The sequence below is a fragment of the Candidatus Tisiphia endosymbiont of Melanophora roralis genome, assembly GCF_964026575.1.
Taxonomy (GTDB): Bacteria; Pseudomonadota; Alphaproteobacteria; order Rickettsiales; family Rickettsiaceae; genus Tisiphia.
In genome coordinates this window covers 1,488,347-1,503,432 of the sequence record NZ_OZ032161.1, presented here as the reverse complement: position 1 = coordinate 1,503,432, position 15,086 = coordinate 1,488,347, and the positions used below count along the sequence as shown (strand labels likewise).

General features: G+C 34.7%; 14 protein-coding genes. 10 read left to right on the top strand and 4 right to left on the bottom strand.

The window, feature by feature from the left end; genetic code table 11:
* The first annotated feature begins 11 nt into the window (after positions 1 to 11).
* The 9 genes from AAGD53_RS07230 to AAGD53_RS07190 all read left to right on the top strand — a co-directional run bounded on the left by AAGD53_RS07230 (position 12) and on the right by AAGD53_RS07190 (position 10,554).
* Positions 12 to 416, top strand: a complete 405-nt coding sequence (locus AAGD53_RS07230) for a portal protein (protein WP_341762734.1) — start codon at positions 12 to 14, stop codon at positions 414 to 416.
* A gap of 1 nt (position 417) precedes the next feature.
* Entirely contained in the window at positions 418 to 699 is a 282-nt protein-coding gene (locus tag AAGD53_RS07225) for a hypothetical protein (RefSeq protein WP_341762733.1), read from the top strand.
* Between the two features lie 67 nt (positions 700 to 766).
* Positions 767 to 1,714 (top strand): PD-(D/E)XK nuclease family transposase, encoded by a 948-nt coding sequence (locus tag AAGD53_RS07220; protein WP_341762732.1) that lies wholly within the window; start codon positions 767 to 769, stop codon positions 1,712 to 1,714.
* 3 nt (positions 1,715 to 1,717) lie between these two features.
* Positions 1,718 to 2,509, top strand: a complete 792-nt coding sequence (locus AAGD53_RS07215; protein WP_341762731.1) for a hypothetical protein — start codon at positions 1,718 to 1,720, stop codon at positions 2,507 to 2,509.
* A 203-nt stretch (positions 2,510 to 2,712) separates the two neighbouring features.
* Complete coding sequence (locus AAGD53_RS07210; RefSeq protein WP_341762730.1) at positions 2,713 to 4,107, top strand: phage capsid protein; 1,395 nt, start codon at positions 2,713 to 2,715, stop codon at positions 4,105 to 4,107.
* Between the two features lie 39 nt (positions 4,108 to 4,146).
* Entirely contained in the window at positions 4,147 to 4,722 is a 576-nt protein-coding gene (locus AAGD53_RS07205) for a hypothetical protein (protein ID WP_341762729.1), read from the top strand.
* Between the two features lie 7 nt (positions 4,723 to 4,729).
* Positions 4,730 to 8,329, top strand: a complete 3,600-nt coding sequence (locus AAGD53_RS07200) for a hypothetical protein (RefSeq protein ID WP_341762728.1) — start codon at positions 4,730 to 4,732, stop codon at positions 8,327 to 8,329.
* A gap of 554 nt (positions 8,330 to 8,883) precedes the next feature.
* A complete protein-coding gene (locus AAGD53_RS07195) occupies positions 8,884 to 9,990 on the top strand; it encodes an IS1634 family transposase (RefSeq protein ID WP_341762727.1) in 1,107 nt (368 codons plus the stop codon).
* Positions 9,991 to 10,152: 162 nt separating this feature from the next.
* Positions 10,153 to 10,554, top strand: coding sequence for a hypothetical protein (locus AAGD53_RS07190; protein WP_341762726.1), 402 nt, complete (start codon positions 10,153 to 10,155; stop codon positions 10,552 to 10,554).
* A 399-nt stretch (positions 10,555 to 10,953) separates the two neighbouring features.
* Here AAGD53_RS07190 and AAGD53_RS07185 read toward each other — a convergent pair whose 3' ends face one another.
* Positions 10,954 to 11,472, bottom strand: coding sequence for a portal protein (locus AAGD53_RS07185; protein WP_341762725.1), 519 nt, complete (start codon positions 11,470 to 11,472; stop codon positions 10,954 to 10,956).
* 321 nt (positions 11,473 to 11,793) lie between these two features.
* Between AAGD53_RS07185 and AAGD53_RS07180 the strand changes: the two genes are divergently transcribed.
* The gene (locus tag AAGD53_RS07180) at positions 11,794 to 13,236 is read left to right on the top strand and encodes an IS4 family transposase (protein WP_341762352.1); all 1,443 of its coding nucleotides are present in this window, start codon (positions 11,794 to 11,796) and stop codon (positions 13,234 to 13,236) included.
* Here AAGD53_RS07180 and AAGD53_RS07175 read toward each other — a convergent pair.
* From AAGD53_RS07175 to AAGD53_RS07165, 3 genes are all read right to left on the bottom strand, one after another.
* Positions 13,173 to 13,583, bottom strand: coding sequence for an IS630 family transposase (locus tag AAGD53_RS07175; RefSeq protein WP_341762724.1), 411 nt, complete (start codon positions 13,581 to 13,583; stop codon positions 13,173 to 13,175). The two genes, AAGD53_RS07180 and AAGD53_RS07175, sit on opposite strands and share 64 nt — an antisense overlap.
* A gap of 20 nt (positions 13,584 to 13,603) precedes the next feature.
* Entirely contained in the window at positions 13,604 to 14,089 is a 486-nt protein-coding gene (locus AAGD53_RS07170) for a helix-turn-helix domain-containing protein (protein WP_341762723.1), read from the bottom strand.
* A gap of 116 nt (positions 14,090 to 14,205) precedes the next feature.
* Positions 14,206 to 15,047, bottom strand: a protein-coding gene (locus tag AAGD53_RS07165; RefSeq protein WP_341762384.1) for an IS5 family transposase whose coding sequence is annotated in 2 segments (ribosomal slippage) — positions 14,206 to 14,675 and positions 14,675 to 15,047 — 843 coding nt in all. Because the reading frame shifts where the segments join, the coding sequence is not laid out codon by codon here.
* Positions 15,048 to 15,086: the final 39 nt, after the last annotated feature.

The following is a 15,086-nucleotide window of genomic DNA, read 5'->3' as shown; positions in this document are numbered from 1 at the left end:
CTTATTAAAAAATGCGGAAGTCGGGAAGAATTGAGAGTGAGTTGTTAAATCCGTTAATTATGGCGATATATCAAACACTAATCAAATATAACAGAGTACCGATCTTAGAGGGGGCAAATAGCCCACCTGAGATAGAGATTGGATATGTTTCACCACTATCTAGGGTACAAAAAACATCAGCAATAACCAGCGTTGAACAAGTATTAGGTTTTTTCCAAAGAAGTGGTATAAGTAACTTTTTTCCTGAGATTTATGATAATATTAACTGGGATGAGTGTTTTAAACTATTTTTTGAACTACGAGAAGCCCCAAGCTCAATCCTCAAGAGTGAACAAGAAGTATTACAAATCAGACAACAACGTAAGATGATGCAAATGCAACAATTACAACAGCAACAACAGATACAAGGACAATAAAATGAAACTATCAATTAACTCGGGAGCAACTCAATCTCCACCCACAATAGTGACAAAAGAGCAATTAAAATCAATTTATTTGCAGATTTTTAGTGGAGAAGATGGTAGAATAGTATTAGAAGACTTGGCTCAATTAAGTGGTGTGTATCACAGCAACTTTATACGGCAAGAAAGCAACTACACCGCTTTCAATGAAGGCATGCGAGCTTTGTTTTTATACATATGCTCGCAAGCGTCAAGAGATGATGGAGTTAATAATATTGATGGTGCTAAAATAGAGTAGTAGTTTACAATAGTAAAAAAATAGTTTTTAAACAGACAAATGTGATTTTTTATAATGAGGATAACTTATGAGCAGTAAACCGCTGATATCGTTGGACTATGCAATTAAATATTTACTTAAGAACAAAGGTGACTATGAGATAGTCGAGGGATTTATTTCGGCGATACTTAGAGATGCCGGCGGCTATTCAGCAGTAAAAATCATTGCCTTACTGGAGAGTGAAAGTAATAAAGAAAGTGTAGACCTAAAAAAAAGCATTGCTGACGTTGTTGTTGAAGACCAACAAGGTCATAAATATATTGTTGAGATAGATCGCACTTATACTAGCTTGTTTCTCCATAAAGCTTGCTTTAATACTAGCCGGTTGATTGTTGATAGTATTTATGCGAGTCAAGATTATGCTAGCATCAAAAAAGTATTTCATATCAACTTAATATATTTTGCTTATGCAGGTATGAAATCGCCTTTATATTACGGTAAAACTATTTTTAGAGAAATCGATAGAGAACATCCTATAGACCTGCATCTTGCTGATACAGAGGGTAAGGTAGTGGATATTCATAATGTATTTCCAGAATATTTTGTTATTTCCGTACCACTTTTTGACGATATTATAAAAAAGGAAATGGATGAATGGTTATATTTTGCTAAACACAATGAGGTTAGAGATGATTTTAAATCACCTTATATGAAGAAAGTAGCTGAACGACTTAGCATCCTAAAAATGACTACAAAAGAACGTATAGCTTATAATAGATATGTCAATGAATCCTTAAAACAACGTGATTATATAGTTTCAGCTGAGCAAAAAGGTAGGGAAGAAGGTAGGGAAGAAGGTAGGGAAGAAGGTAGGGAAGAAGGGTTTGAGAAAGGTGAAGAAAACAAAGCTATAGCTACAGCAAAAGAAATGTTAATTGATAATGAGCCAATAGAAAAAATAGTTAAATATACAAAACTAACCATTGAAAAAATAGAACAGTTAAAAAAAGAAATAGAAGTGTTAAAAGAAGAATAACCTATGAGTAAAGAAGTAACTGCTAATAACTATGAAACTAGTCCTAATTCCTTTGGTAATGATTGGTTAGCTAATATGCCTGAGGAAATACGTAAGGCTGAGTCACTGGGTAAATTCAAGGATGTCTCATCTTTAGCTCAGAGCTATTTGGAAGCAGAGAAAAGCTTGAATCAACGAATTGCCATGCCAAAAGATGATAGCTCTGATGAAGAATGGCATAAATTTTATTGTCGACTTGGACTGCCTGAAGATAAGAGATATACTGATAAACGACCCAAGGAAGATGAGGAGTACTTAACTCGTTATGAAGACATGTTTTACCAAAGCGGACTATCTAAAAGACAAGGTGAGAAGCTGCTTAATTCTCTGTATGGTTTTTCGCAGGATTTACAAAAACAGCAAAAAAATGCTATCGAGCAAACACGTCACTCTCACATTGGTTGGTTGAAAAACACTTATGGTGAAGGTTTTGACAGTAAGATGACAGTGATGCAGGCAGCCTTGTCTAAGTTTGGTACTAAAGAACTAGCTGAATTAATTGAAGATTCCAATTACTCGCCAGCTTTAGTAGATTTGTTAGTTAGGGTTGGTGAAACTTTAAAATCCGACTCGTTAGTAACTGGTAAAGAGCTACCTGCAATTAATAGCCGGGAAGCTGCATTGTCAGAGATAGAAAAACTTGATTCTGACCCTGAGTTTATGGTAAAATTAAGGACTAAAGACCATACGGGACATGATCAAGCTGTTAGACGTATGCAACAATTATATAAGATCGCTTATGATAAAAAACAATAAAAAATAACGTAACCAACCAATCATTAAAGTCATGAAGTAGGTGACAACTCATTTAAGGCTGCAACTTCGCAATAACCTATCATAAAAGAGCCACTAATAGCATATATACCCGAAAGCTTGTTAGCTGCATAGCGGACAACAACCACATTCTAGTATAAATGATATAGCACTTTAAATATTGATAGATTATTTGAGGAGGAAAAATGGAACAAATAACAGATGGTCTTAAAGAACAATTTGCCAAAAATATCAGCCTAGTTATTCAACAAGAAGGTTCTAAGCTGCGAAAATGCGTTACTAATGGTACGCAAGATACTGAAGTAATTAGCTTTGAGTCAATGACTACCCATGAGGTCGAGAGTAGAGCTAGACACCTAATTGATCATAATGGCTTACATGGACATTATGCTGATGATGGAGACCCTGCTAGATTAGAACAAATAGAATTTAAAATTCCTACTATTTCAAGACGCTTTTTGACGGCATCAAGCTATCATTGGAACGCTACCATGGATAGAAATGATAAGTTGAACTTATTAACCGACCCCACCTCACATTTTCCTAAAATGGCAGGTTGGGCAATGGGTAGACAACAAGACCGGGTAATTATTAGTGCTTTTGCCAGTCCTGTCAGAGCAGGACGGACAGGCAATAATGTGATTAACTTTGATGTAGCTAATAATGTGATACCGGTAGGAATTAGGGTTACTGATGCTAATTTAACCTTAAATGCTCAAGCTGCAGTTGCTGGCAACAGAGGTATCATTGACTCGAAAAGAGCTGGGCTAACTGTTGAGAAACTAATTAAAGCTCATCATATCTTAAAAAAACGCTCTTTTGGTATGTATGATAAATTATACTTACTATGTTCAAGTAATCAAATCTCCGACTTGTTACGCGACCCGCAAATTACCAATTATGACTATAATAACGTTAGAGCTTTAGTGAGTGGTGAAGTTAATAGTTTCTTAGGCTTTACCTTTATTACTAGTGAGATGTTGGGTGGTATATTTGATGATACTGGGAATGCTAATCACCCTAGATATGCTGTAAAGGATTGCTATGCCTTTAATGAAGGAGCGATAAGGTTCAATACTGTCAACGGTTCTAGCAAGAAAGGCATAGAAGAGCTAGTACAATATCATTATGCCAAGGTGCTATATTACAGTGAAGCCTTTGGAGCTAGCCGTGATAATGAACAAGCAGTAGTAGTAATTAAATGTTTAGAGAATTACGATCGTAGCAGCCATCAAGGGGCATTGTGGGAAGAAATAGCGAAAAAGAATCACCGAAGAGGTGTACATAGCATAACAATGCCATGGCAGATGTTTGGTAGTCAGTGTCGTAATGTTGATAATAAGGCGGATATCAATGATAATGATTTAGCAGTAATGGCTAACAATAACTTAGCTACTAGGGTACGAGGGCTTAACATGAGAAGAGCGGCTGCCGGTGCTGCTGCTGATGTTGGTGATGATTTTGGTGGTGTTGATGCTGATGATTTTGCTGATGGTGCTGTTGATGTTGGTGGTGGTGACATTGAGGACGATAACTTTGGTGGTGGTATTGTTGAGAGTGAGAATGAGGATGATGCATAACTACAAAATTTATTCATGGAAAATTTGTATTATTTGTAGTTGAGTGTAACTACCGTGAAATATGATATTATCAAGAAGGCAGTAGTACTACTTGGATCAAATGTTGGTATTAGTAGCATTGGTGGTGGCAGGATATCAAAAGCCGAAGAATTATGTGAGGAGTTTGTTAATCCTGCTATTGAAGATACTGTGCTAATGGTTAAATGGTCATTTGCCTTACGGAGAGTCGATAATATCGAAGGTAATAGACAAAACTTCACTGAAATACCGGATATTAATGATTGTATTAAATGTGCAGTAATAGTGCCATCTAACCTGCAATTTTACAGTGAAGCAGGTAAGATTCACTTTAAAGGGGGTAAACTTACCTCGCTGTTTTACTATAGCAGAAACATCGTTGATAATTTGCTAAATAATGATACGACTATTTGGCAACAAGTGCCAAGCATCTTTAAGTTATTAGCGGCTTTATCGTTAGCCTCACAAGTATCATTTGCTATGTATTCCGATAGTGTGTTTACTGATGGACTAAAGAAACAATATTTGATCAAATTAGAAGAAACAAGAAGGATTTACTCGGTTGATTATAACCTAATTAATTCCGGCGAAGTGTAAATATTCTATGCAACAAGAGCAATTTGTATATTCACAAAAAAACAACTTCTCAGGTGGTGAGCTAACTCCCACCATTGAAGGGAGAACCGAGCTGGCTTTGTATCAGAACGGAGTTAAGAAGTTAATTAACTTCATGCTGCTGCCATCAGGTGGCATTATGCGTAGACACGGTACACAATTTGTTCACTTGTTCACTGATAATGTGCCGAAGAAAATGGCAGCAGTAATGTTCTCAAGGAAATTATCCTACTTGCTGGTTTTTGAATCGCATCAGCTAGAAACTCGTTGCTTATTCTTTGTTGGTGGTGAATTGTTGTTAACTAGTAAAGTTATACAGGATGAAGGGCAAAATTTTCATTTTCGTCCTAAGGATTTTTCTTATGTAGTGTTTCAAGGAATTGCTTATATTTCTTTTGGCGATAAGAGACCAATCTTTAAATTCTCCATTGACCCGGAAATTGTCGAGCAATTTTACCAACATATTGAAGAGCAGGCAAGAAAGAGACAGGTAGAATATGGTGAAAGAGCTGAGATAGCGTCCAGTAGCAGCTATGAGCTATTCCCTAACAAAGATAAGATGTTTATCATTGAAGCATTGAAATGTCATGTTAACTATTTTTCGACAGGACGAAGTGACCAAAGAGAACGCTTAATACAAAAACCTTTTAATGAAGTAATCTACGGAGCAGAGGTAGACAAAATTAACGATGAGCTAAAAGCTATTCACCAACGAGCAGCTAGCCAGTCAGCTGGACAAAGCAATATCTACCAAGCCAATAAGGAGAAGTTATATTGTACTTCAGTGGTTACTTTTGAAAACCGATTATGGTGCTTTGGGGTTAATAAAAATATTCATTCAATTTGGGCAAGTTATAAGGGAGATTTTAGTGATTTTAGGATGGCATATAGAACCTTACTAGAAGCACGAAACCCATTAACCGCTTTTTCAGCAACTTTCTCTTCATCTACTTTTGATAATGTCCTGTGGTCAGTACCTTTTGCTGATGAATTATTATTAGGTACTAGTGATGGCATTTATTTAGTCAAAGAAGGAGATCGAGCTAAGGGGGAATTTGTCAAAATCCATAAAGAGATTGAGTTACCGATATCACCACTGAAACCAGTAGTAATCGGTAAGACTATCTTCTTTGTTGAAGGTAATGGCTGTAAAATAAATAGTTTGTATTATTCACAAGAAAAAGGCGGTTTTCAGATATCAGACATTACTGCCTATGCTGAACATATATTTGCTGGTGGCATCAGACAAATTGTCGGTTGTAATAGCCCATTTTCAATGGTAGTGGCAGTACTAAAAAATGGCTCTTTTGCTAGTTTTATCTATTCGCATGATTTAAAAATTATGGGCTGGTCACAACATTGGCTAGGTGGTAATGGTCAAGTATTAGGCATCACGCCAATCTATGCTGAAAGTAGCGATATGTTATATTTGCATGTTCGGAGAAGTGATGATACTGGTAGAAGCAGCAAGGAATATCTAGAAGTGCTGCAAACTCGCTATTTTTCTGCCAATAATTTTGTGATGGACAAAGCAGTATATGCCGATTGTCATGTTAATATCCAACAGCCGGGAGAGAATGCCGCCTACCGTTCAATCATACAAGCATTAAAAGACGACAGTGCTTATGAGTTTAGAGGTGATATAACAAAATTAGAGCATATTGTACAAGCTCAAGCAGAAACTATTCTAAGACTTAAGCTAGATAATGTTAGTGATTGTTTTAAATACAAAAATAGGCTGGTTGCTAATTATGATGAACATAGAGCAGAGATAGAGAATTTTTTACAAAAATATTATCAAAATTATTTACCGAAGATTATGAATATTTTGGCGGTATCTTTTGCCTATCATCGAATATTCTCGCGTATTTATGCGGAGTTAGACAATCTATTTTTAAATAATCCTGAAAGTTTTGTTACAATCGAGCAATTATTATATGACGGTGAGCGGCTTGGTGGTGATATCATTGAAGCCGTGGAGCTACTAAATGAAATAGATGTACCAGCTATTTTAAGAGATGGTGGTTTGATGGAATATTTGCCTAATAGTGCTTTTTCTTTTCGTCCAACTATTTGTGTACAAATAAAAAAGCTAAATACCGAACTAATTAGGTTCATTGCTGGTACGGTGCAAGATATTATGGCAACTGCTAAGCAAAATATTGATCTGCAATTTGAAATAAGTAGAGAAATACAAGAGATGCGACTAGCGGTTAGTCACCTCAATAAGAAAATATTGCTATATTATGCCGAGCAGGATAGTGGTAAAAAATCCGGACTGCTAGTTAATTTACAAAAGTTTTTTGCCAAAACTAGAATGGATTTTTACCGGGAATTGCTAAATATCGCTCATCCGGAACTGACTCAATATATATTTGGTGAGCAAACCAAACAATTAATTGACCAGCAAATTATTGGATTTAATCAACATACTAGTAAGCAACAAATAAATGATAAACTATCAAGCATTACTAATCAGTTAATCGATAAATTACAACAAATACATAGTGATAACAAGATTAATGAACTTAGTAACTCCAAAAGACGAGAAGAAATAGTTGAATGCTTAAGGAGTATCATACTCGATAAACCATTAAGCAAAGATGTTAGGGAATATATTCTATCTGATATTTTTAGTCAAACTATCGATGGAATTGTAGATGAAGTACTAAACAGAATTGCCCCAATAATGGGCAGAGATCGTAAGTCCTCATTATCGTCCTCTAGAGCATCGATATATAGCGAAGAAGGTTATACTGAGGCATTAGCGAGTAGAATATTTGAGCAAATGCAAGAACTCAAAGAAGGGCTAGCTTATTTGCAGCGTAACATTATTGAGTATTGTCAGTTAATTATGCCGAGCTTTCATCCGGCTTTACTGAAAGATATCCTTGAAGATGAGAAGAGTATTAAATTAGAAAAGTACCTGCTTCTGTCAAAAAGATATTTTCCTGTTTTTAAAAAGCTGTTTCCTGATATTGGTGCTTATGAGTTAAGTAGTATAGCTCGTAACTGCCTGCCATCATTCCAGCAAATCAATATTGCCACTATATTACCAATCTTTCAGAAAATTGCTGTATCTATTATTGGTGATGAGGAATTACATGATTTAAGGATTATCGATAATGAGCTGATTAAGCTAAAACATCCAGTAAGACATTTGTCGGTAGGTTTTCCTTATTCTTCGATATTACAAACTTTTCCCCTAATATTCCCGGATGAAGTAGAACACGCTCCGAAAAAAGATGCAGAACTTGGATTAAAGGTCTTTAATAGTAAAGGTGGTTATATTGAAGAAAGGTTAGATAATGGACAAATAGACAGGCAACATATTAATAGTAGATATGTAGATAGTGATGCATTGATTAGATTGGTGAATGATAAGAAATATTTAACAACATCAACAGCTACTAAAGAAGTATGTGACTTATTTGCCACTCCTTACCAATCAGGCTGGGTGAATTTTATTATGCACGGAGAAATTAAAACTGATATTGATGTGACTTTTAAGGTCGATAAGCCTTATCCAGTTAGTATATTAAAAATCTATGCTAAGGCAAAGATTTTACCAAATTATAAGGGTAATTGATGAACAAGCAAGAGACCCCTACAACAGAGGGGTCTCCGACCGAGTTCCCCTGACTTCCGCAGATTTTTTGATATTAGTTGTTATAAGTGGCATTAGTAACTCATCTTCGAGATAAATATGAGCAGAAATTATGCTATAGAACGTGAGTATTATGCGACGAGTGGAGTGTAGAATTAAATTCTCGTTACTGACTACATTTTTTCACCTGTGGAATTTTATAATAAAGAAATACTGATAAAAGTGTACTTTAATGACAAGAGTTTTTATTTGAAACAAAACAATGGTAATACACATAAGAAGCATTATGTTGACTAATTTTTAGTATGTCAAGTAGAAAAGTGATGTTTACATGACTACAAACTTCATACCAAAACCACTGCGAACCTGATTCTTTAGACGTTTCAAGCACTTTTTCGTCTCGAAGATGAGTAGTAAGGAGGTGAAGTGGTACTCTCGTTCTATTGTGCCTAGTAGATATTTTATTATTGACTTTAACTGCGATGTTGTTTATTATTTAATTAATTGAATATAGCCCCATATTTTATAGCCCTAATATGTACATACGTCGTAAAAAAAGTCCTAATAGTCCAAGGCAATCTATCCAAATAGTAGAAGGTTATCGTGATAGTAAAGGTAACGTCAAACAGCGTATAGTACGTCATTTAGGAGTCTTCGTAGATGAAGTAGAAGAAGCTAAATTAGTCGCTTTAGCACAGGATTTGATTGCCAAGATCAAAGCTGAGAGAGAAGCTGCAACTGGGCAGGGGAATTTGTTTACTGATGATACTAACGAGGTTAAAAGAGGTCGTCCAACTAACAAACAGTTAAAAGATATTTTACCTGTTAATGAAGTAAAACTAAATGAGGTTGTAGAAGTCAAGCGAGTTGTGGAAGGGGTGCATCAAATAGGTGGGCATGTTTATGATCAGCTGCATTTTAACCAGTTACTAGCAAGGAAACGTGATGCTGGGATGCTGAAGGATTTAGTATTAGCCCACATGGTAAGACCAGATAGTAAAAAAGGGATAGTTGAGTATTTAAGCGATCAATTTGACAAGCATCATGATCTAGATGCTACTTATCGGATGATGGACAAATTACATGAGCAAATACCTAAAATTAAAGAATTATGCTTTAAAAACACCCTAACCCTGATTCCTAATAAAGAGATTAGCCTAGTATTTTTTGATGTCACTACACTATACTTTGAATCAGTAGAAATAGATGAGCTAAGAGCCTTTGGCTATAGTAAAGATCATCGCTTTAATACTACGCAATTAGTTCTTGCCCTAGCAACTAATGAGGATGGACTGCCACTGGGGTACGAATTATTTAGTGGCAACACTGCAGAAGTTAGTACGTTAATTAAAGCAATAAATAGCTGGCAAGCGTATCTTAAAGTTAAAGATGTCTGTTTTATTGCTGATCGTGCAATGTTTAGTAAAGCTAACTTGCAAGCTCTCGATGAAGGTGGTTATCGTTATATTGTGGCAGCAAAGCTTAAAACACTCAAGAAAGAAAAGAAAGAAGAAATATTATCAGAGGAAAACTATAAGCCTACTGTTATAGGCAATGATCTTACTTGGATTGCCGATCTAGAGCATGATGGTAAACGTCTAATTACCAGTTATAAATCTAAAAGGGCTATTAATGATGCATAGGAGCGACAAAAAATTTTAGATAAAATTAATAAGACTATTGGTGAGTCTGGTAGTACTAAAAAACTTATATCTAATAGTGGAGTAAAAAAATATACTTCTAGTGAAAATGGCAAGAGCTATATTGACGCAGAGAAGATAGAGCAGGATGCGTTGTGGGATGGCATGCATGGGGTAATCACCAATGACCAAACTATAACTCCACATGAAGCAATAGCAAAATATGCTAGATTATGGGTAATTGAAGAGCAATTTAGAATCAATAAACATAATTTACAAATGCGTCCAATTTTTCACTGGACTAAACAAAGGATAGAAGCACACATAGCTGTGTGTTATATGAGTTTTGCAGTGCTTAAAACTATAGAATACAAGGTTGCTCTGACCCAAAAGATCAGTGTAACTAACATCGTTGAATTATTAATATCAGTACAGGCTTCAATCTTAAGACATACAAAGACTGGTGATCTTTATAGACTACCAAGTGCAATAAAAAACGAAGCTAGAAAAATCTATAAAACCTTTAACATCAAACGTTCAGACCATGCTGCAATATATTTAAAATAACAAAATAATGTTGTGCCTAAATTTTAAAAATCCCAGCACTATGAGCCTTCTAAGCTTATGCCTTATTAAAAAATGCGGAAGTCGGGGGATTGAGCTTGGGGCTTCTCGTAGTTCAAAAAATAGTTTAAAACACTCATCCCAGTTAATATTATCATAAATCTCAGGAAAAAAGTTACTTATACCACTTCTTTGGAAAAAACCTAATACTTGTTCAACGCTGGCTATTGCTGATGTTTTTTGTACCCTAGATACTCATCTTCGAGATAAATATGAGCAGAAATTATGCTATAGAACGTGAGTATTATGCGACGAGTGGAGTGTAGAATTAAATTCTCGTTACTGACTACATTTTTTCACCTGTGGAATTTTATAATAAAGAAATACTGATAAAAGTGTACTTTAATGACAAGAGTTTTTATTTGAAACAAAACAATGGTAATACACATAAGAAGCATTATGTTGACTAATTTTTAGTATGTCAAGTAGAAAAGTGATGTTTACATGACTACAAACTTCATACCAAAACCACTGCGAACCTGATTCTTTAGACGTTTCAAGCACTTTTTCGTCTCGAAGATGAGTAGATAGTGGTGAAACATATCCAATCTCTATCTCAGGTGGGCTATTTGCCCCCTCTAAGATCGGTACTCTGTTATATTTGATTAGTGTTTGATATATCGCCATAATTAACGGATTTAACAACTCACTCTCAATTCTTCCAACCATCGGGGACATTAAACGGTATTGTTCTTCCGTTCTAATTTGCACCTCAGTGGCAGTCATTTCTTTGTTTTCTTTCTGCATTCTGAATATATCAACATAGAATGCCTTAAATATAGCATCGCGGCATTGATTCTGCTCGATTTCAGTCGGTAGGATATTCTCCATACCAGTTAGGGGCATTATTTTATCTGCCATACCGTTACGATAGAAATTAACACTGCCCGGCGTAGTGTATAGCGGTAAGTAATACTAATTCCCTAATTTAATTTAGCAAATAATTCATACAACAAATCGATTTAATTAGTGAGGCACTTAAATTTTTAAGGCAGGAACATACTACTATTTCTAGTTGTTCGATTGTGTCATATACTCTATTCTTTATAGTATTAGACTTTAAATATTGCCACAATTTTTCTGTCGGATTCAATTCTTACTTTTACCCACAAATATAAAATTAAGTATAAACTAATATTGAATTATATACTTAAAATATAAGAAGGGGAAAGAATGAGGAATATGCAAGCGTTATCTAATGCTTACAACTTAGGTGATAAGTGGTTAGAAAGGGAATTTAGGCATGTTAACTTTGGAGATCAAAGGCTTATAAAAAGACTTATTAAAACTAGCTCACTTATAGAAAGCAAAGCTTTTGGTTCAATAAATCAAAGTTGCAGAAGTTGGAAAGAGGCTAAAGGAGCGTATAGATTATTTAGCAATAAAAAATTTGATCCAGCGGGAATTTATTATTCACATTATAAAGAAACACAAGAAAGGATTAAAGGTAATGAGTTTGTATTTTCAGTTCAGGATACAACATACCTAGATTTTGATTCTCATATTAAAACTAAAGGGCTCGGTAGCGTCTCAAAGTCTTATACAAAACATAAAATGGGGCTGATTGTGCATAGTGCCTTGATGTTTACAATGGAAGGATTACCTTTAGGATTATCTTCTCAACAATGTTGGGCTCGTGTTATACGTGAAGAAACTGCACAAGAAAAATCAAGAAGAAAATATATATCTTCTACTGAAGATAAAGAAAGTTATAAGTGGATAGCAGCACTTAAGGACACTATGCATATTATACCTAAAGATACTAAAGTTATAACTATTGGTGACAGAGAAGCAGATATCTTTGAACTATTATGGTCGTGTCAAGAAAAGGGTAGTTTGTTTATTGTTCGTAATAGACAAAATAGAAAATTTATTTCTACAGAGGGAAGAAAAACAAATTTGCAAACCCATATAAATCAGATATCCGCAAAGAAAGAAATAGTAATTCAAGTTCCAAAAAAGAACAATGAAGCAGCAAGAATGGCAAATATTGAAATAAAATATATGTCTGGTTTAATACCAATTAGAACCCCTTCATTATATGGTTCAAAAAATACTGAACACAAAATCAGTGATAAAGTAGTGCTCTATGTTGTAAGAGCTAAAGAACAAGTCCCCCCTAAAGGAGTGGAAGCAATTGATTGGCTCTTGCTAACTAATGTTCCTGTCAGTAATTTTGAAGATGCGATTGAAAGGATAAATTGGTATAAGTTAAGATGGAGAATTGAAGAATATTTCAGAGTTCTAAAATCTGGATGTAAAATAGAAAATTCTCGTTTAGCTACAAAAGAAAGACTAGAAAAATTAATTGCCATAAAAAGCATCATTGCATTTAAAATTTTATATTTATCAAAAGTAGCAATATCTCATCCGCAAGAAGTGTGTACTAAGATTTTAACTTCACAAGAATGGCAAACTCTTTATATTCGAGAGCATAAAACTATTTTCATACCTGAAGAACCTCCAACTATGAAACAAGCTATTATCTGGCTTGGTAAATTAGGAGGATTTATGAATAGAAAAAATGATAAATTACCAGGAACTATGACACTATGGAGGGGCTACGAAAATCTTACAGAAAGTATCGAAATATTATCTATATTTCTCTCCCAGAATTGTGGGTAAAAGTAAGGATTCAATTCAGGAGAATATGGGGGTAAATAAAGAATTTCTATATTTGTTGCAATAATTAGCTCTTTAGCTTTGTGCCATCCAGCACAATCCATAACAATAATCGCTTTTTGTTCTCCTATCTGTTTAGACATCTCTGCCAAAAATATATTTAAACAAACGGTATTGACATTTGGCATCATTAAAGTAAAATCATCACCTGTGATTGGGTTAACCGCACTATAAACATAGAAATTTTGAAAGCCCATTTTGGCTTTAACTTGAGTTCTGCTACCTTTACGAAACCAACCATAACCTAATTTAGAATGAGTCCCAAAACGTGATTCATCAAAGAAATACAAGTAACTGCTAGGGTTATTTGTTATTGTTTCTTGAAGTTTTTTTTAGACCCTTCATGAGTTTCTTTATTCTGTTTGTAATGCACTGGTCTTGGGGTAATGTATGCAAATTTAAGTTTCTGTAATACTCTATGTACAACCGATTTACTAGCATCAATCTCCAAATTTTCTTTAAGTTTTATGATGATATTTTTTATTGTCATGTTACAATCGTCTTGTAACCATTTATTTATTGCTTCACAACAATTTTTTGTTAATTTACTTTTTCGTCCTCTACCTTGTTTATATTCAAGGCTTTTATCATTACCTTGAGCAAAGCTTTTTACCCAGTTCCTAAGCGTATTGGTTGTTATATTAAATACCTTACATACTACACCAACACCATTTTCTTTAGCAGCAATTATAGCCATAAGTCTAATAGCAACTCTATTATCTCGGTTCATGCTTGCAAGTTGCTCAATAGCACGTTGGTATAACTCTTCTGTTATTAATCTTTGATGACATCCCATTATATTCCTTTCCTTAATTTATTCATAAACTTGGAATATTATAACATAATCTCATCTTTTTTCTACTATTTATACTAATTTAAATTAGGGAATTAGTATAAGAGCTTGTCCGCAAACTAAGTAATAGAAGTAATCCTACGAAGAAGTAATCGACTCATAGCCAAAAAAATTATATTTTCACTAGAATCAGTAAGAAAATCATATTCCTTGGAGAGCCTTCTATTTCTATTTATCCAAGCAAAGCTTCTCTCAACAACCCATCGCCTTGGCTGTACTTTAAACCCAACTTCCCTTGTTGGCAATAGTTCTAGTGGTGTATTTTTTGGTATCCAAAATCTGCACACTGGGCGTTTAACAATTTCTAAATCTATGTTATACTTTTCCTTAATGAGACCCTTTAAATCTTTAGACTGATACCCCATATCAGCCCACATTTGTTTAATAGTAGTGTACTCTTTTTGCATGTTACTGAGTAGCACTGTAGCTCCGTATCGATCATTCTCATTCGCAGAACCGACATAACAACCTAATACAAAGCCTTGTGTATCGGTAATAATATGCCTCTTTCTGCCCTTAATTTTCTTAGCTCCATCATAACCTTTAGCTCCCCTTTTTCTGTTGTCTTGACAGACTGACTATCTATTATGCAAGCACTAGGATACTCATTTCTACCTAATTTTCGTCTAACATCCTTGATAAGTTCATGGTTCATACGTTCAAATACACCTTGCTTCTTCCATCTTCTAAATTGTTCATATACTGTCTTCCAAATTGGAAAGTCATGCGGCATATATCTCCACTGACACCCAGTACGTAATACATAAAAAATTGCATTCAAAATCTCTCTTTTGCTATGTTTTAAAGGTCTACCTCCCTTTACATACGATACTTGAAACAAACCCTCTATCCTTAACCATTCTTCATCTGTTAAATCTGTTGGATAATTTTTTCTGCTCATTCTTCTATACTTCTTACTAATAATACTTTGTTCACTTCA